At 53.1% G+C, this 17,925-nt stretch carries 15 protein-coding genes; 7 read left to right on the forward strand and 8 right to left on the reverse strand.

Annotation, left to right across the window (positions count from 1 at the left end):
* Positions 1-99 precede the first annotated feature (99 nt).
* The 3 genes from CMR03_RS04340 to lrhA all read right to left on the reverse strand — a co-directional run bounded on the left by CMR03_RS04340 (position 100) and on the right by lrhA (position 2,799).
* Positions 100-777: a NuoB/complex I 20 kDa subunit family protein gene (locus CMR03_RS04340; RefSeq protein ID WP_063880297.1), complete on the reverse strand. Its 678-nt coding sequence runs from the start codon at positions 775-777 to the stop codon at positions 100-102.
* A 15-nt stretch (positions 778-792) separates the two neighbouring features.
* Entirely contained in the window at positions 793-1,230 is a 438-nt protein-coding gene (locus CMR03_RS04345) for an NADH-quinone oxidoreductase subunit A (RefSeq protein ID WP_063880298.1), read from the reverse strand.
* A 645-nt stretch (positions 1,231-1,875) separates the two neighbouring features.
* A complete protein-coding gene (gene lrhA, locus CMR03_RS04350; protein ID WP_013026515.1) occupies positions 1,876-2,799 on the reverse strand; it encodes a transcriptional regulator LrhA in 924 nt (307 codons plus the stop codon).
* Between the two features lie 961 nt (positions 2,800-3,760).
* Between lrhA and CMR03_RS04355 the strand changes: the two genes are divergently transcribed.
* On the forward strand, positions 3,761-4,978 hold the full coding sequence (locus CMR03_RS04355) for a pyridoxal phosphate-dependent aminotransferase (protein WP_063880299.1): 1,218 nt from the start codon (positions 3,761-3,763) through the stop codon (positions 4,976-4,978).
* Positions 4,979-5,048: 70 nt separating this feature from the next.
* On the forward strand, positions 5,049-5,648 hold the full coding sequence (gene yfbR / locus CMR03_RS04360) for a 5'-deoxynucleotidase (protein ID WP_096010882.1): 600 nt from the start codon (positions 5,049-5,051) through the stop codon (positions 5,646-5,648).
* 30 nt (positions 5,649-5,678) lie between these two features.
* On the opposite strand, the gene CMR03_RS04365 is transcribed toward yfbR, so the two are convergent.
* From CMR03_RS04365 to yfbV, 3 genes are all read right to left on the reverse strand, one after another.
* Positions 5,679-6,338: a sugar phosphatase gene (locus tag CMR03_RS04365; protein WP_096010883.1), complete on the reverse strand. Its 660-nt coding sequence runs from the start codon at positions 6,336-6,338 to the stop codon at positions 5,679-5,681.
* Positions 6,339-6,351: 13 nt separating this feature from the next.
* Positions 6,352-6,846: a YfbU family protein gene (locus CMR03_RS04370; protein ID WP_096010884.1), complete on the reverse strand. Its 495-nt coding sequence runs from the start codon at positions 6,844-6,846 to the stop codon at positions 6,352-6,354.
* Between the two features lie 144 nt (positions 6,847-6,990).
* A complete protein-coding gene (yfbV, locus tag CMR03_RS04375) occupies positions 6,991-7,440 on the reverse strand; it encodes a terminus macrodomain insulation protein YfbV (protein ID WP_063880303.1) in 450 nt (149 codons plus the stop codon).
* Between the two features lie 333 nt (positions 7,441-7,773).
* Here yfbV and ackA point away from each other — a divergent pair, with 333 nt between their 5' ends.
* Both ackA and pta read left to right on the forward strand, forming a co-directional pair.
* Positions 7,774-8,976, forward strand: a complete 1,203-nt coding sequence (gene ackA / locus CMR03_RS04380; protein ID WP_096010885.1) for an acetate kinase — start codon at positions 7,774-7,776, stop codon at positions 8,974-8,976.
* 84 nt (positions 8,977-9,060) lie between these two features.
* Positions 9,061-11,190, forward strand: a complete 2,130-nt coding sequence (pta, locus tag CMR03_RS04385) for a phosphate acetyltransferase (protein WP_167385749.1) — start codon at positions 9,061-9,063, stop codon at positions 11,188-11,190.
* Between the two features lie 49 nt (positions 11,191-11,239).
* Here pta and CMR03_RS04390 read toward each other — a convergent pair whose 3' ends face one another.
* Both CMR03_RS04390 and pdxR read right to left on the reverse strand, forming a co-directional pair.
* Entirely contained in the window at positions 11,240-12,325 is a 1,086-nt protein-coding gene (locus tag CMR03_RS04390; protein ID WP_063880306.1) for an ABC transporter ATP-binding protein, read from the reverse strand.
* 266 nt (positions 12,326-12,591) lie between these two features.
* Positions 12,592-14,085, reverse strand: coding sequence for a MocR-like pyridoxine biosynthesis transcription factor PdxR (pdxR, locus tag CMR03_RS04395; protein ID WP_096010887.1), 1,494 nt, complete (start codon positions 14,083-14,085; stop codon positions 12,592-12,594).
* A 118-nt stretch (positions 14,086-14,203) separates the two neighbouring features.
* Here pdxR and CMR03_RS04400 point away from each other — a divergent pair, with 118 nt between their 5' ends.
* From CMR03_RS04400 to CMR03_RS04410, 3 genes are all read left to right on the forward strand, one after another.
* Positions 14,204-15,466 carry a 4-aminobutyrate--2-oxoglutarate transaminase gene (locus CMR03_RS04400; RefSeq protein WP_096010888.1) on the forward strand — a complete coding sequence of 421 codons (1,263 nt, stop codon included), beginning with the start codon at positions 14,204-14,206 and terminating at the stop codon, positions 15,464-15,466.
* A gap of 117 nt (positions 15,467-15,583) precedes the next feature.
* Entirely contained in the window at positions 15,584-16,609 is a 1,026-nt protein-coding gene (locus CMR03_RS04405) for a polyamine ABC transporter substrate-binding protein (RefSeq protein ID WP_096010889.1), read from the forward strand.
* A 44-nt stretch (positions 16,610-16,653) separates the two neighbouring features.
* On the forward strand, positions 16,654-17,919 hold the full coding sequence (locus CMR03_RS04410; RefSeq protein ID WP_096010890.1) for an ABC transporter permease: 1,266 nt from the start codon (positions 16,654-16,656) through the stop codon (positions 17,917-17,919).
* Positions 17,920-17,925 lie beyond the last annotated feature (6 nt).

Raw genomic sequence — 17,925 nt, forward strand, 5'->3', positions numbered from 1 at the left:
GCCTGATAACAGGCGCTCAAATGAAGGCGTCAGGATGGTGCCATGCATTAATTTGTGATGTTGTCTGCTGCAGGCACGAATTCCATCCATACGGTTAACTTAAACTTCGTCTGGTGTACGCAGGTTGGTTACTGCAATACGTTCGCCACGCTTACGTTCACGCTCAGGCTGCATATTGGCACGATAAACGCCCTGATCACCGACCACCCACGACAGGGGACGACGCTCTTTGCCAATCGACTCCTGCAGCAGCAGTAGCGCCTGCATATAGGCTTCAGGACGCGGCGGGCAGCCTGGGATATAAACGTCAACCGGCAGGAACTTATCCACGCCCTGCACGACAGAATAGATATCGTACATGCCGCCTGAGTTGGCACAGGCACCCATGGAAATGACCCATTTCGGCTCCAGCATTTGATCGTACAAACGCTGAATCACCGGGGCCATTTTGGTAAATGGCGTACCGGCGATCACCATAAAGTCAGCCTGACGTGGAGAAGCACGCATAACCTCAGCACCAAAGCGCGCCACATCGTGCACGGCGGTGAAAGAGGTCGTCATCTCAACGTAGCAGCAGGAAAGACCAAAGTTGTACGGCCACAGGGAATTTTTACGTCCCCAGTTCACCATGTCGTGCAGGGCATGTTCGAGCTTGCCCATGTAAACGCTGCGATGAACGTGCTGCTCCAGCGGATCGCTGACGATTTCCTGCTTTTGCAGAGGGTAACGGTCGTTCTCACCACCGTTTGGGTCTATGCGGGTGAGCGTATAGTCCATCTTATTGCCTCTCTTTTACTGCTTGTGAGGATTGGTGTGACTTACCGTGGGAGTTTTAACCACGATTCGGCGGCGTGCAGGCGTCCAGTCCAACGCGCCAATGCGCACCAGATAAACCAAGCCCGCCAGGAGCACCAAAATGAAAATTGCGGCTTCCGCAAAGCCGATCCATCCACTTTCGCGGATTGAAGTCGCCCATGCGTATAAAAAGAGAGCTTCTACGTCGAAGATAACGAAGAACATCGCCACCAGGTAGAATTTTGCTGACAAGCGGAGGTGAGTATCACCGACAGATTCAATGCCGGACTCAAAAGGTGTGTCTTTGTAACGGGCACGCGCTCTGCCGCCAAGCAGCCATCCTCCGGTTAACATAAACGCACAGAGGCCAAATGCAATGACGATAAAAACGACGAATGCCCAATGCTGAGCGATGATTTCGGTGGTAGTTGACATACTCTTTGCTTACTCATCAAAAGTGGCGCTGGCATCCTGCTCGGGTTCTGGCAGCAAACTCACCACATCGATTCAAAGGGAAGGATAAAAACCTTACAAATTTTGCTGTTACTCTGGAATAAGCAGCAATTTTATGGGGTTTTTTACTCCTTTCTATAACCTTTTGTCAACTTAGACAAAAGTATCCAAACTTTATTTTACACCTGCATCATATTATTAACATATGATGCGCGTGTTTCCAGCTAAATCGCTTCAGTCTGTAAGGGTAATTTTAGTGTAGCGGGTATTTGCGCGCATGGATCGTGCATTTAACCCCCATATTTTGACAGGATTTTCAGGCTTTTCCTTCCCTTTGGAATGGCTATTTTGTTGATCCAGAACACAGAATTATCTTTTTTGTGTTAAATTTCAGCAGTTATCAGACTGATTCGAATCAACTATTTCACATTTTACAGGCGTCCTTCTCTCACGTCCGCTCGATTGCGGGTGGCTGACAGCAAGTAAAGACAACCCCTCGAAAATCGGTTTTATTGCGCAAGAAAAAGCCTAAAAAAAAGCCCCCTGTCCTTTTTACAGGACAAGAGGCGTATTTACAGAGGTTATCGTGCTGCTAAATTGCGCATTTTTTGCAAAAGAATGCGGTATTTACTCTTCATCATCCAGCAACAATGTGCCATCGGCATTGGCCACCATGTTGTAAGGATCGTGCGTAGACTGCATAGCATTAAAGATCGCCAGCGCCAGCTCGTTATCACTGTCAGCATTGCGACACAGCAGGTATTGCGTATCAGGTAATACCGGTAAGCCTTCAGCTGCACCCATGACACGCAATTCCGGGCTCATCATTTCTACCGGACGCGCCGTTACACCTAATCCTGCTTTCACCGCAGCGCGCACGGCCGCCAGGGTTGATGCAACGTAGGAGATACGCCACGGAATACCGGCTTCATTAAGATGGTCAATCGCCATATCGCGGTACGGGCTTGGCTCATCGAGTAATACCAACGGAATCGCTTCCCCACGCTGGAACACGTAATCCGCCGCGCAGTACCACAAGGTCGGCGACGTGCGCAGGACCTGGTGAGTAAAGTTACCCGGGCTGGAGGTCGTGACAACTAAATCGACTTCGCCCTGGTTCAGCATTTCCATCATAAAGGGATTGCGTTTCACGCGAACATCAATCGCCAGTTTTGGATAGACAGAGGTCACGCGGTTTAACAGGAACGGCAGAATGGTGTCGGACGTATCGTCAGAAGCGCCAATCGTCAGTACGCCCTGGATGTTGCTGTACATCAGGGAAGTACAGGCTTCATCGTTAAAACGCAGGATTTTCCTGGCATAGCCCAGAAGCTGAATACCGTGTTCTGTTAACAACTTGTTGCGGCCATGTCTGGCAAACAACTCTTTACCAACCAGTTGTTCCAGACGTTGCATCTGCTGACTTACTGCCGATTGCGTTCTGCACACCGCAGCAGCAGCGGCTGCAAAGGTGTTCAAATCAGCAACAGCAACAAAAGTTCGGAGCAGATCGAGATCGAGATTAAGTATCGGACGATTTGCATTAGTCATGTTTTTTTCTTCACTTATTAGATTTTTAAGAACTACTATCCTGGTGTTATTACATGCTTATCAAAGCGATAAGCGGTAATGATGCTTCATGGCGTCCCGGCAAAGGGCCGACATAAAATTTACTTACGGAGGAAGACGGAACTTCCCTGCAAAACAAGGAAACCGGCTCCTGAAGACAGAGACAACTTCTGTGCCGAGGGCACGGGATGCAAAAATGCGGGAAGCTGTGTAGTTGTCTTTTTTCTACCCCCAAAATGCGGTTAAGCAGGGGTAAACAGGTCTGGAATACGCTAACGGTGTGTAGCGTTTAATCTCATCAAATAGTAAATTATACTTAATCATTTTTGACCGCAAAATGGAAATGTTTTTATGAAAAGCATTGCATATTTTGATCAAATCGCATCTTACATTCATCCTTGTCCCTCCTGAGCGGACGTAACCTGCCGGAAAACAGTAAATACGACTTTTCATTGTCGAAACATGCATTGAAGATGCTCTGCATTATTTCTGTCGGCCTTAATAATCGTTAAAAAAACCTTAGATATAAATGCGTTAACATCAAGAGCAACCGTTGTTTTTCAGGTTACTCTGATTAACTGCGGTCAAAGCCGCGCAAATTTTATGCATTAATAAAGCATAATTAAACTATTTCGCTCATGACGCATTGCGCATACTCAGATTGTGTCACGGCCTTCAGGTTCATTATCGGCATAATAAAAGCAGACATTACCCAGCGCTCAATTTTTACTCACAGAACAATAAACCAGGAAAGCCTTATAAACCAAACGTTTCAACCGGACTGCATGATAACCAATATGCATTACGTCGTCTGCCCGAAGACAAAGATGCTGAACACGCCAAAACCGTTTCTTGCCCTTCTTTTGTAGGCCTGAGGAGAGTACATTGTGCAGGTTTGTTTTCAGCGGCAGGCAAAAGGATTCTGCACATTAAGGCGGCCACAATGACTTTTCAAATTGATAAATCCGGCAAACTGGACAATGTCTGTTACGACATTCGTGGGCCGGTTTTAAAAGAGGCTAAACGCCTTGAAGAAGAAGGTAATAAAGTTCTTAAGTTGAACATCGGCAATCCGGCACCTTTTGGTTTCGAAGCGCCGGATGAGATTCTGGTTGATGTCATCCGCAACCTCCCCAGTGCGCAGGGGTACTGTGATTCCAAAGGGCTGTATTCTGCCCGCAAAGCCATTATGCAGCACTACCAGGCGCGCGATATGCGCGACGTTACGGTCGAAGACATTTACATCGGTAATGGTGTGTCTGAACTGATCGTCCAGGCTATGCAGGCGTTACTGAACAGCGGTGATGAAATGCTGGTGCCTGCGCCCGACTATCCGTTGTGGACCGCCGCCGTGTCCCTGTCGAGCGGCAAGGCCGTGCACTATCTGTGTGATGAATCCGCAGGCTGGTTCCCGGATCTTGATGATATCCGCAGTAAAATCACGCCGCGCACCCGTGGCATTGTGATTATCAACCCCAATAACCCCACCGGTGCGGTTTACAGCAAAGAGCTGTTAATGGAAGTGGTTGAGATTGCCCGTCAGCATAACCTGATTATTTTTGCTGACGAAATCTACGACAAAATTCTGTATGACGCGGCACAGCACCATTCTATCGCTGCGCTGGCACCGGATTTACTGACAGTAACCTTTAATGGTCTATCTAAAACTTACCGCGTCGCGGGTTTCCGCCAGGGCTGGATGGTGCTGAACGGACCTAAAAAGCATGCGAAAGGCTATATCGAAGGCCTGGAAATGCTGGCATCCATGCGCCTGTGTGCCAATGTACCGGCGCAGCACGCGATTCAGACTGCGCTGGGTGGCTACCAAAGCATTAGCGAATTCATTGTGCCCGGTGGACGGCTCTACGAGCAGCGCCAACGTGCCTGGGAACTGATCAACGAGATTCCCGGCGTCAGTTGTGTGAAGCCGCAGGGCGCGCTCTACATGTTCCCGCGTATTGATGCTAAAAAATTCAATATTCACGACGATCAGAAAATGGTGCTGGATTTCCTGTTGCAGGAGAAGGTCCTGCTGGTACAGGGCACGGCGTTTAACTGGCCGTGGCCCGATCACCTGCGAATCGTCACGCTGCCACGCGTTGACGATCTGGAGATGGCGATCAATAAGTTTGGCCGTTTCCTGCAGGGCTACCGTCAGTAGTCCTGTTGCGCCTATACTGATGTGATGTCGGGGAGAGCTCGCCTCTCCCCTGTTGCAAACAGGAACCACCATGACTCAAAGCCATTTCTTCGCCCACCTTTCCCGTCTCAAACTGATCAACCGCTGGCCGCTGATGCGTAACGTACGCACCGAAAACGTCTCGGAACACAGTTTGCAGGTGGCGATGGTTGCCCATGCCCTGGCCGCCATTAAGAACAAGAAGTTCAATGGCAATCTCAATGCCGAGCGCATCGCTATGATGGCGCTGTATCACGATGCCAGTGAAGTGCTGACCGGCGATTTACCGACACCGGTGAAGTACTACAACGCGCAGATAGCCCACGAATACAAAAAGATTGAAAAGATTGCGCAGCAGAAGTTGATTGAGATGCTGCCGGAAGAACTGCAGGATATTTACCGCCCGCTGATTGATGAGCACCTGCACAGTGAAGAAGAGAAAGCCGTGGTGAAGCAGGCCGATGCACTTTGCGCATACGTAAAATGCCTTGAAGAGCTGTCGGCCGGCAACAATGAATTTTTATTAGCAAAGGCGCGGCTGGAAAAAACCCTGAGCCAACGTCGCTCACCCGAAATGAGCTATTTCGTCGAGGTGTTTATTCCCAGCTTTAGCCTGTCTCTGGATGAAATTTCGCAGGATTCGCCGCTCTGATACGGGCGGCTTCACGCCGCCACGTTCTGCTTAGTCTTTACTGTGAAAAGCAAACTTGCCCGTCGTCTGTTGGGTGACCACCAGCGATGTCAGTGAGGTCAGGCGCAGCGCCACCTCATCGATGCGTGGTGTATCATCTGGCGCATTGGCGGCAATGACAGCACAGCCTGCCGCCAATCCTGACATCACACCAGCAGGCGCGTCTTCGACCACGACACAGTCGGCCGGAGAGAGTTTCAGCATTTTTGCCCCAAGTAAGTAAGGATCGGGTTCCGGTTTGCCCTTTGCCACCTGCTCAGCCGTAATAAACACGGCAGGCTGCGGTAATCCTGCTGCTTTATGGCGCGCATGTGCCACCGGCACGGAACCTGAGGTGACAATCGCCCAGGGGATCTGCAACGCATCCAGTTGCGTGAGCAGCGCTTTTGCGCCTGGCAGCGCCTGCACGCCGTCGGTGTCTTCTGCTTCTGTTTTTTCCAGCGCCAGAAACTCAGCCTGTATCGCTTCTTCTGACTGGCCCGACATGAAGTGGCGCAGTGAAGTAATAGCCTGCTTACCGTGAATGAAGTCCAGAATTTCATCAGCCGCAATGCCATGACGTGCACCCCAGTTGCTCCAGGCGCGTTCTACCGCCGGTAGTGAATCAACTAAGGTGCCGTCTAAATCAAATAAAAAACCACTGTACTCCACGCGTCACTCCTCATCAGGCGTTAATGATTTGCGCAATCTCGTTTACGCTTAAATGGTATTGGCGGGGACAAGTCTGCCACAAAGCCAGCATCCGTTGATACTTTTCCCACATCGGCGTTTGCGCATTAAAGCCGTGCGTACCGGCATCAAAATGGGTATAGCGCCCTTCGGTATTCACCATAAAACGCACGTAGCCCAGATAACGCGATTCCGTGGCGGCATCAAAGCCCAGAAACGCCAGACGTCGTGGATCGATGTCGCCTTCGGCTTTAAGATTTGACCAGGAAACCTGCAGCGCATGGTGCATCTCCATAATGTCGATGAGCGTGCGGCAGGTTTCTTCGGGTAGTTTGCCAAATTCTTTATCCAGTTCACGCATCTGCAGGCCATAACCACGCTCAATGATGGTCTGATAGCGACGAAAACGTTCGGCGTTCTCCGGCTCCAGCATCGCCATGATTTTGTACTGGTTTGTCAGGATCAAACGTTGTGCATGGGTCATTTCCATCATCTCTTCCTCAAGCCCGCTGGCCGTTCAGGTTTTATACGATGGAAGGATAATTACACAGGGGAAACGATGTGGGCGTTGCCACATCGCTTTTCATTGATTTAAGCGCGGGTTTGGGTGCAATAATTTGCCGCACGGCGCAGATTAAAGATCGTCCAGAAATGTCCGGTCCAGTTGCTTAAAGGCACGCTTAAGCAGATCGGCCAGCGCCTGGTATGTGGGTTTCCCCTCAACCGGGGCAATCGCCTGCCCTGCGGCTTCCAGTTTCGTGCGCACCTCGTGAAACCAGCGCAGCAGCGTGGGCGGCAATGGCGTGACCGAACGCTTACCTAACCACCATAAACCCTGCATAGGCAAACTGCAGGCGAACAGGGCCGTCGCGACCGCTGGGCCAAGTTGGCCACCCATCGCGATTTGCCACGTTAACGTAAAGACCGCCAGCGGCGGCATAAAGCGAATTGAAAACCGTGTCGCCGAAGAGACACGATTTTCAGGAAAGACTGGCGCCAGGCGTTTATCGTTGGGCCAGGTCTTCATATAATGCTGTCCGCGTTGAAACATCCGGAACCAGCCGGTGTGGGATTCATTCGCCATGGCTCGCCTCAACTAATGCTGTATTTTTTGAAAAATAATTATAACGACACAACTTTACGTAACATCCTTCAAATGTTTTTGTCTTTAAAGGTGACTCCGGCTATTCTGTCGCCGATTTAACAACGTCCCTGCCGCAACTTTCCTTGTAACAGAGACGACAAGGCCCGTTTTAAGCGAATTTTCAAATTTATGCGTAAAAACTCAAATTTTTTTGCGTAAAACGCACTATTTTGACCTGGGTATGACTTCTGTCATTAATCTGGCTGCTTCAATGGGCTACGCTGTAAGTCTGATTGCGTTATTTTTAGCCACTTTTAACAAATAGGTACTTCCATGTCGAGTAAGTTAGTACTGGTTCTGAACTGCGGCAGCTCTTCCCTTAAGTTTGCCATCCTTAATCCCACCAGCGGTGAAGAATTCCTGTCTGGCCTGGCAGAATGCTTCCACCTTCCCGAAGCGCGGATTAAATGGAAACTTGAGGGCCAGAAGCAGGAAGCCCCTCTGGGTGCTGGCGCTGCCCACAGCGAAGCGCTGAATTTCATTGTTAAAACAATTCTGGCACAAAAACCAGAGCTTTCAGCACAAATCGCAGCAATAGGTCACCGTATTGTTCACGGCGGCGAAAAACTCACGCAGTCAGTGGTCATTTCTCAGTCTGTCGTGCAGGGTATCAAAGATGCGTCATCTTTTGCACCACTGCATAACCCAGCCGGCCTGATCGGTATTGATGAAGCCATGAAAAACTTCCCGCATTTGTCCGACAAGAATGTGGCGATTTTCGACACGGCTTTCCATCAGACAATGCCGGAAGAGTCCTATCTTTATGCGCTGCCGTATGCGCTTTATAAAGAACATGGCGTTCGTCGCTATGGCGCGCACGGCACCAGTCACTACTATGTGACCCACGAAGCGGCAAAAATGCTCAACAAGCCGCTGGAAACGCTGAACATTATTACCTGTCACCTCGGTAACGGTGGGTCTGTTTCTGCCATTCGCAACGGCGAATGTGTGGATACTTCGATGGGGCTGACACCGCTGGAAGGCCTGGTGATGGGTACCCGCAGTGGCGACATCGATCCCGCGATTATTTTCTTCCTGCACGACACCTTAGGCATGAGCGTTGACGCCATCAACAAAATGTTGACCAAAGAGTCCGGCCTGTTAGGGCTCACCGAAGTCACCAGCGACTGCCGTTATGTCGAAGATAACTATGCAACGAAAGCGGATGCCAAACGCGCGATGGATGTCTTCTGCCATCGTCTTGCCAAATACATTGGTAGCTATACGGCGCTGATGGACGGCCGTCTTGATGGTGTAATCTTTACCGGTGGTATCGGCGAAAATGCGGCAATGGTGCGCGAGCTGACCTTAAATAAACTGGCACTGCTTGGCTTTGAGGTTGACCACGACCGCAACCTGGCGGCACGCTTTGGCAAGTCAGGTTTTATCAATAAAGAAGGCACCCGCCCGGCTGTGGTGATTCCGACTAACGAAGAGTTAGTGATTGCCCGCGACGCCGCACGTCTTACCGCCTGATCTCCTTTCGCCGTCAGCCCATGCTGACGGCGTTGTTTTGACACCCAGTGAAATCTGAGAGGTTCAATCGTGTCACGTACAATTATGCTCATTCCGACCGGCACCAGCGTCGGTCTGACCAGCGTTAGCCTTGGCGTCATTCGCGCCATGGAACGTAAAGGCGTTCGACTGAGCGTTTTCAAACCCATTGCTCAACCGCGTGCGGGCGGCAATGCACCAGACCAGACCACCAGCATTGTGCGCAAGAGTTCAGGCATTCCGGCCGCAGAGCCGTTGCCAATGTCCCGCGTGGAATCGCTGTTGGGGTCAAATCAGCAAGATGTGCTGATGGAAGAGATTATTGCCCGCTACCACGCCAATACCCAGAATGCTGAAGTGGTCCTGGTCGAGGGCTTAGTCCCCACGCGCAAGCACCAGTTTGCCAACGCCCTGAACTATGAAATCGCCAAAACGTTAAACGCTGAAATCGTCTTTGTGACCGCGCTGGGTAACGATTCGCCTGCACAGCTTAAAGAGCGTATTGAACTGACGCAAAGCAGCTTTGGCGGGTCAAAGAATAAAAACATCACTGGCGTGATCATTAACAAACTGAACGCACCGGTCGACGAACAGGGCCGCACGCGCCCCGACCTGTCAGAAATTTTCGATGATTCGTCAAAAGCCAGCATTGCCAACATCAATCCTGACCAGCTGTTTGCCAACAGCCCACTGCCCATCCTGGGTTGTGTGCCCTGGAGCTTCGACCTGATTGCCACCCGCGCCATTGATATGTGCCGCCACCTTAACGCCCGGGTCATTAACGAAGGTGAACTTCAGACGCGCCGCGTAAAATCAGTGACGTTCTGCGCACGCAGCATTCCGCACATGCTTGAGCACTTCCGTCCAGGCTCGCTGCTGGTCACCTCTGCCGACCGTCCTGATGTGCTGGTTGCTGCCTGCCTGGCGGCAATGAACGGTATTGAGATTGGTGCCATCCTCTTAACCGGTAACTATGAAATTGATGAGCGCATCGCCAAACTGTGCGAACGTGCCTTCCAGACCGGCCTGCCGGTATTTATGGTGAAAACCAACACCTGGCAAACCTCGCTCAGCCTGCAAAGCTTCAACCTTGAAGTGCCCGTAGACGACACGCAGCGTATTGAGAAAGTCCAGGAGTACGTTGCCAGCTACATCAATGCTGACTGGGTTGAATCCCTGACGGCCACGTCTGAACGCAGCCGTCGCCTGTCACCGCCGGCCTTCCGCTATCAGTTGACCGAGCTGGCACGCAATGCAGGCAAACGCATTGTGCTGCCGGAAGGGGATGAACCCCGCACCGTCAAAGCGGCAGCCATCTGCGCCGAGCGCGGCATCGCGACCTGTGTCCTGTTAGGCAATCCGGATGAAATCCAGCGCGTTGCGGCAGCTCAGGGCGTTGAGCTGGGCAAAGGGATTGAGATTGTTGATCCCGAAGTGGTTCGCCAGAACTACGTTCCACGTCTGGTCGAACTGCGTAAAAGCAAAGGCATGACCGAAGTGGTTGCTCAGGAACAGCTGGAAGATAACGTGGTGCTGGGCACCATGATGCTGGAAAGTGGTGAAGTCGACGGGCTGGTCTCCGGCGCAGTGCATACCACTGCAAACACCATCCGTCCGCCGTTACAGCTGATCAAAACCGCACCCAACAGTTCGCTGGTCTCATCGGTGTTCTTTATGCTGCTTCCGGAGCAGGTGCTGGTCTACGGCGACTGCGCGATCAACCCGGACCCCACCGCTGAACAGCTGGCAGAAATTGCCATTCAGTCCGCCGATTCCGCCAAAGCCTTCGGCATCGATCCGCGCGTCGCGATGATCTCCTACTCAACCGGTAACTCAGGTGCAGGTAGCGACGTGGAGAAAGTACGCGAAGCAACGCGACTTGCCCAGGAAAAACGTCCAGATCTGGTGATTGATGGTCCGTTGCAGTATGACGCGGCGATTATGGAAGACGTGGCAAAATCCAAAGCCCCCAACTCGCAGGTTGCCGGTCGCGCAACGGTGTTTATTTTCCCGGATCTCAATACCGGTAATACCACCTATAAAGCGGTACAGCGTTCAGCTGACCTGATTTCAATCGGGCCAATGCTGCAGGGCATGCGTAAACCGGTCAACGACCTGTCACGTGGCGCGCTGGTGGATGACATCGTCTACACCATCGCCCTGACGGCGATTCAGTCGCAGCAGGCTGAAGGCTAAGTTTCCATGGCTGAATAAGAGCATGCAGACTGCATGCTCTTTTTTTTGCCTATTGCAGCGTAACGTCAAGCGCGCGCAGGTGCTGAGGCTGCCAGGACAGTCTCACTTCACTGCCGGCTTTCCAGTCGGGTGATACCTCAGATGCGGCCATTTTCACCATAAAATTCCCCTGCCCGGCAACCTCAGTGAGCATTCTCACGTGATCCCCCAGATAGATAAACTGCTGTATCCTGGCCTGAACAGACTGTTCGCCCGGTTTGGCGGCGTTCACATTGATGCGTTCTGGGCGAATACTGAGCTGTATTTTTTTACCAGGCGAGCTCGGGCGCACCTTCAGCGCATCCAGCTGAACACCGTTATCCAGCGTCACCTGATAATAATCGCCATGCTGTCCCGACTGCGTGGCCAACAGGCTGTTATTTTCGCCGATAAACTGCGCCACAAAGGCGTTATCGGGCTGCTCATAAAGTTTATGCGGGCTGTCCATCTGCTGGATCATTCCATCATTGAAGACCGCCACCCGGTCTGACATGGTCATGGCTTCACTCTGGTCATGCGTGACATAGACAATGGTCAGTCCGAGCATACTGTGGAGCTGCTTAATCTCCATCTGCATGTGCTCGCGCAGTTGTTTATCCAGCGCGCCTAGCGGCTCATCCATCAGGATCAGTTTGGGTTCAAAGACCAGCGCCCGCGCCAGGGCCACACGCTGCTGCTGCCCCCCAGACATCTGCGCGGGATAGCGGTCTGCCAGCGAAGTGAGTTTAATCATATCCAGCACCCGCTTAACCCGCACACTGATATCGGCTTTGCTCAAACGGCGAATCGACAACGGAAATGCCAGATTTTCCGCCACCGTCATGTGGGGAAAAAGCGCATAGTTTTGGAATACCATACCGATATCACGTTGATGCGGCGGCAAGGTGTGAAGGGGTTTATCACGCAGCAGGATCTCACCATCGGTAGGCGTTTCAAATCCGGCCAGCATCATCAGGCTGGTGGTTTTTCCGGAGCCAGATGGCCCTAACAGGGTCAAAAACTCCCCTTCTGCCACATCCAGATTGAGGTTGCGCACCACCAGCTTGTCGCCGTCGTAGCTCTTTTTGATGTTGCGAAAACTGACAAAATTTCTCATGGCGTACTCTCGTAAACAGGATAAAAAAAGGTGTCGGCACGATTCATGCATCATCCTTTTGACGTGCGAATTCTGGCGGGCCTTTTTTTAGCACTACCACAACGCCTTTGATTTGCACAAGCAGAATTTGACAACAGGAAAAGAAACGGCTTACAAAATCAATTTGCAGGCCATTGTATTTTATTGTCTTTTTATATTTAACATTAATTTAACGTGAGATTGCTCACAGAATCAGGCAATCCAGGGTGATGCACGCTGATGGTGCCTCAGGGCGAAACTGAGGCAATTTGCAGATGATGTTCCAATCGGGCAAGGACAGGCGCAAAGGCGGCGGGGATATCTGCCTCGTTAACGCAGGCGTAGCCCAGCAGCAAGCCTCGCTGCGGCGTCCCTTGCAGGTAGTAGGATGAAAGCGGACGCGTTAACACACCGCACTGTTCTAACTCTGCGCTGAAGGCCACATCGTCGATGCTGTCGGGCAGCCTGAGCACCAGATGCAAACCTGCATTGCTGTGGTGCACAATCCAGTCAGCGCCCAGCGAGGTGCTAATCACCTCCACCAGCACGGCCCGGCGACGGCTGTAAATCTGCCGCATGCGCCGAACGTGGGCCGCATAGTGCCCTTCCCGAATAAACGCCGCCAGGGTGAGTTGCACCAGGCCGTAGCCGCCACGATAAAGCTCTGAGTGTGCCATTTTCATGCGTGCGGCCATGGATTTAGGCACCACCATGTAGCTGAGCCGGATGCCCGGATACAGCGTTTTGCTGAAGGTGCCCAGATAGATCACCGGTGCGTCCGCCGCCAGGCCCTGTAGCGCCGGGATCGGGCTACCGGTAAAGCGAAACTCACCATCGTAGTCATCTTCCACCACCCAACTGCCGCAGCTTTTGGCGCGCTCCAGTAATTCATGGCGCCGTTGCAGGCTCATCACCGCACCCAGTGGGTACTGGTGGGAAGGCGTCACACAAATCAGGCGCGGTACCGGGCTGTCCGGTTGCTCAGGGGGCAAAACCAGCCCCTGGTCGTCAACCTGAGTGGGAATCAGCGTCACCCCATTCACCGCCAGCACATTACGAATTCCCCAGTATCCCGGCTCTTCCACGATAGCCCTGTCACCGGGATCGCAGAGCATTTTCGCCAGCAGATCCAGCGACTGATGCGTTCCGGCGGTGACCAGGATCTGCTCGGGGCTGCAGTTCACCGATCGGATCACCCGCAGGTAATCGGCCAGCGCCTGTTGTAACTCGACGCAGCCGCCGTGGCTGGCATAGCTCAGATTCTCAACCGGCAGCCGCCGGCTGAGGCGAAGCTGTATTTTTCGCCAGATGTCGTGCGGCATATGGCTGACGTCCGGTACGCCGGGCATGAACGCGCCCCACTGATGGCTCCCGGCACCGCTGTTCGCCAGCAGACGTGAACCCCGTCGCGACAGCCGGACGGGTTTCATCGGCGGCGTTACCGGCCTGACCAGCGGCTCTCCCGGTGCCTGTTCCGGTAATACCGCACTGACGAAGGTGCCGCTTCCGGTACGGGTTTGTAAGTAACCCTCAGACTGAAGCTGTTCATAAACTGCCAGCACGGTGTTACGTGAGACGGCGAGTTCACGAGCAAGGTCGCGGCTGGCGGGCAGTCGCGTCGCGGTGGCAATGGCTCCATCCTGAATGGCTGCCTGCAAGACATCATACAATCGCTTATTCAGCGTACCGCCGGAAAGCGAGGCCAGACGTTGTGCAAGCAGGTCACCGAGTAAGCTTCGCAAAATTGGTACCTCAAAATAAAAAAAACTGGCTCTGGATTATAAAACCCTGAAAACGCTAAAAAGCAAGGAGGCAGATTCCACTGTAACAATATGGCAACAAACACCATGAGGTCGCGTTATGAGTAACAGTGAAGTTCAGGTTCGTCGTCTCAATGCTACGCCGCGCGGCGTGGGCGTGATGTGCGATTTCTATGCGGTGAAAGCAGAAAACGCCACGTTATGGGATCATCAGGGGCGCGAAATTATCGATTTCAGCGCAGGCATTGCCGTGCTGAATACCGGACATCGCCATCCCAAAGTCATCGCCGCCATCAAAGAACAGCTTGACCATTTTACCCATACCGCGTTTCAGGTCGTGCCCTACGAAAACTACATCGCCCTGGCAGAAAAACTGAATGCGCTGGTGCCGGTGAATGGGCCCGCCAAAACCACTTTTTTCTCCACCGGGGCGGAGGCCGTTGAGAATGCGGTGAAAATTGCACGCGCCGCCACGGGCCGTCCTGGCGTTATCGCCTTTACGGGGGCTTTTCACGGTCGCACCAACATGACGATGTCGCTGACCGGCAAAGTGGTCCCCTATAAAACCGGTTTTGGCCCTTTTGCCAGCTCAGTATTTCACGCCCGCTACCCGAATGCACTGCATGGCTGCAGCGTGGATGATGCACTGGAAAGTTTGCAGGCCATTTTCCGCTGCGATATCAGCCCGCAACAGGTGGCGGCCATTATCTATGAACCGATTCAGGGTGAAGGCGGCTTTAATGTGGCACCGCCCGCCTTCGTCAACGCTCTGCGTAAGCTGTGCGATCAGCATGGCATTTTGCTCATCGCCGATGAGATTCAAAGTGGCTTCGCCCGCACCGGCAAGCTGTTTGCCAGTGAGTACTATCCCGACGTGCAGCCAGACCTGATCACAATGGCAAAAAGCCTGGCGGGCGGTATGCCGCTGTCGGCGGTATCAGGACGGGCTGAGGTGATGGATGCGCCGCTGCCCGGCGGTCTGGGCGGCACCTACGCCGGCAGCCCACCGGCCATTGCCGCCGCGCTGGCCGTGCTTGAGGTGATTCGCGATGAGAACCTGAGCGAGCAAGCCCTGCAACTGGGTGGACAACTGGTTGAAACCCTGCAAGGTGCAGGCTGTAAAGCGCTGGCAGAGGTGCGCGGTCATGGTTCAATGATCGCCGCTGAATTCATGGATGGCGCAGGCAAGCCGAGTGCGGACATCGCCAAAGCAATTCAGCAACAGGCGCTGGACGAGGGACTGCTGCTGCTCACCTGCGGCGTGCACGGCAACGTGATCCGCTTCCTCTACCCGCTCACCATCCCGGACGCGCAGTTCCGCACGGCACTGAACCTGCTGAACCGTATTCTGGGCAAGTATTGAGTTTCGCGTTCTGCCACGCCGCCCGTTCCGCAGCGTGGCAGTACCCTGGCATTAAGATTGCAAAGCAAACACCGGGCAGAGGATTCTGCCCAAACATAATAATTCAGGAGTCCGGGGATGATGAAAAATATAGCGGCACTGGTTCTGGCGGCGGTGGCTGTCCAGGCGCAGGCCGAAAACCTTACGGTGGTTTCTTTCGGTGGTACCAACAAAGACGCGCAGGATAAAGCGTTTTATAAGCCTTTTATGGCCTCAAGTCATGACGGCATAGAAGCGGGTGAATATAACGGTGAGATGGCGCGCATCCGTGCCATGGTCGAAACCAAACAGGTCGGCTGGGACGTGGTCGAGCTCGAAACCCCGGAACTGGAACGTGGTTGTGAAGAAGGGCTGCTTGAAACGCTGGACTGGAGCAAGTTGGGTAACAAAGCCGACTTTGCCAAGGGCAGCGTAAGCGAATGTGGCGCAGGCTTCTTCGTCTGGTCTACCGTACTGACCTACGATGGCAACAAGCTAAAAACGGCCCCAACCAGTTGGGCGGATTTTTGGGACGTGAAAAAATTCCCGGGCAAACGCGCCTTGCGTAAGAGTGCGAAATACACGCTGGAAATTGCGCTGATGGCGGATGGCGTGAAGCGCGAAGACGTTTATAACGTGCTGGCAACCCCGGCGGGCGTGGATCGTGCTTTTAAGAAGCTGGATCAGCTCAAGCCGAACATTCAGTGGTGGGAATCGGGCGCACAGCCCCTGCAGTGGCTGGTTTCAGGCGACGTAACGCTGGCGTCGGCCTATAACGGTCGCATCGGCACCGCCCAGGCAGAAGGCCATAATTTTAAAATCGTCTGGGATGGCAACCTGTACGACTTCGACAACTGGGCCATTGTGAAAGGCTCAAAACACAAAGCGCTGGCGGAAAAGTTTATTGCCTTCACGCTGAAGCCGGAAAACCAAAAGGTCTATGCCGAAAATATTCCTTATGGCCCTGCCAATATCCAGGCTGGCAAGCTGCTGGCTGCCGATCGTTTAGCCCAACTGCCCACTGCGCCTGACAATATGGCCAAGGCGGTTCAGGTGAACGCGACGTTCTGGCTGGAACATGGTGAAGAACTGGAACAGCGCTTTAACGCCTGGGCCGCGAAATAACCCTCTGCCGGACCCGCTCCGGCAGCACCATTGAGGAGGTCGGCATGAGTCAAAACCCCGTTATGGATTCAGCGCCCGTCAGACGCACGGAAGGCGCATTCAGTCTGCGTCACAAATTTAACCGGGCTGGTTGGATCAAAACGCAACGCTCCCTGCTTTTAGTTGCCCCTTTACTGATTTTCGTCGTGGTGTGTTTTTTATTTCCCATCGGCTCGATTCTCAGTATGAGCGTGAATAACCCTGAGCTTAAAGATGGGCTCCCGCAAACCAGCCAGGCCTTAACTAAGTGGGATGGCAAGGCGCTGCCGGATGAAAGCCTGTTTGCCACTATGGCAAAAGAAGTCAGCGCGGCGCGTGAACAGGGCCAGATTTCCGGCATTGCTAAGCGGTTAAGTTATGAAGACAGCACCTTTCGTCGGCTGATCCTGGCCGTCCCTCGCCAGGCTCCCGAAGATGGCCTTAACGTCAAACAAACGTTGATCGACAAGCAGCCGATGTGGGGAGAGCTGTCCACCTGGCAAACCCTGAAACGCGTGGCCAAACCTTATACCAGTTATTATCTGCTGTCGGTGTTTGACCATAAGGTCGATGCCAAAACCGGCGACATCACACCACAGTCGCCCGATCAGGCGCTTTATGTCAATGTTCTGCTACGCACCTTGTGGATGGCGACCGTCGTCACCTTATTGTGCGTCGGCCTGGGCTATCCGCTGGCTTACTGGCTGGCGAAACAGCCGTCTAACCGGGCCAACCTCCTGATGATTATGGTGCTGCTGCCCTTCTGGACCTCATTAATTGTGCGTACCGCGAGCTGGATTGTGCTGCTGCAGTCTGGAGGATTAATTAACCGGACCTTAATGGCAACAGGTCTCATCGACAGCCCGCTCACGCTGGTGTTTAACCGGGTCGGCGTCTACATCTCAATGACACATATTCTACTGCCCTTCATCGTGCTGCCTCTGTATGCGGTAATGAAAGGCATTTCCCCCAGCTATGTCCGTGCTGCCGTGTCGCTGGGTGCGCATCCCTTTGTGGCCTTCTGGCGCGTCTATGTGCCACAGACGTTTGCCGGGATTACCGCAGGTGCGCTGCTGGTGTTCATGATGGCGATTGGCTACTACGTGACACCTGCCCTGTTAGGCGGGCCGGACGATCAGATGGTCAGCTATTTTGTCGCCTTCTTTACCAACAGCACCATGAACTGGGGCATGGCCGCCGCCTTAGGCAGTCAGTTGCTGATTATCGTGACGTTGCTGTATGTGGTGTATTCACGTGTCACCCGGACTTCATCCGAAGCTGCGGTGCGTTAAGGAGCG

Source organism: Pantoea allii (assembly GCF_002307475.1).
GTDB classification, from domain to species: Bacteria; Pseudomonadota; Gammaproteobacteria; order Enterobacterales; family Enterobacteriaceae; genus Pantoea; species Pantoea allii.

What these genes read in the sequence shown, in the direction of transcription:
- CMR03_RS04355 (WP_063880299.1), top strand. Translation starts at nt 3,761, where the DNA reads ATGACTTTTCAAATTGATAAATCCGGCAAACTGGACAATGTCTGTTAC.
- pta (WP_167385749.1), top strand. Translation starts at nt 9,061, where the DNA reads ATGCTCATTCCGACCGGCACCAGCGTCGGTCTGACCAGCGTTAGCCTT.
- CMR03_RS04390 (WP_063880306.1), bottom strand. Translation starts at nt 12,325, where the DNA reads ATGAGAAATTTTGTCAGTTTTCGCAACATCAAAAAGAGCTACGACGGC.
- lrhA (WP_013026515.1), bottom strand. Translation starts at nt 2,799, where the DNA reads ATGACTAATGCAAATCGTCCGATACTTAATCTCGATCTCGATCTGCTC.
- yfbV (WP_063880303.1), bottom strand. Translation starts at nt 7,440, where the DNA reads ATGGCGAATGAATCCCACACCGGCTGGTTCCGGATGTTTCAACGCGGA.
- ackA (WP_096010885.1), top strand. Translation starts at nt 7,774, where the DNA reads ATGTCGAGTAAGTTAGTACTGGTTCTGAACTGCGGCAGCTCTTCCCTT.
- CMR03_RS04410 (WP_096010890.1), top strand. Translation starts at nt 16,654, where the DNA reads ATGAGTCAAAACCCCGTTATGGATTCAGCGCCCGTCAGACGCACGGAA.
- CMR03_RS04400 (WP_096010888.1), top strand. Translation starts at nt 14,204, where the DNA reads ATGAGTAACAGTGAAGTTCAGGTTCGTCGTCTCAATGCTACGCCGCGC.
- CMR03_RS04370 (WP_096010884.1), bottom strand. Translation starts at nt 6,846, where the DNA reads ATGGAAATGACCCATGCACAACGTTTGATCCTGACAAACCAGTACAAA.
- CMR03_RS04345 (WP_063880298.1), bottom strand. Translation starts at nt 1,230, where the DNA reads ATGTCAACTACCACCGAAATCATCGCTCAGCATTGGGCATTCGTCGTT.
- CMR03_RS04405 (WP_096010889.1), top strand. Translation starts at nt 15,584, where the DNA reads ATGATGAAAAATATAGCGGCACTGGTTCTGGCGGCGGTGGCTGTCCAG.
- yfbR (WP_096010882.1), top strand. Translation starts at nt 5,049, where the DNA reads ATGACTCAAAGCCATTTCTTCGCCCACCTTTCCCGTCTCAAACTGATC.
- CMR03_RS04340 (WP_063880297.1), bottom strand. Translation starts at nt 777, where the DNA reads ATGGACTATACGCTCACCCGCATAGACCCAAACGGTGGTGAGAACGAC.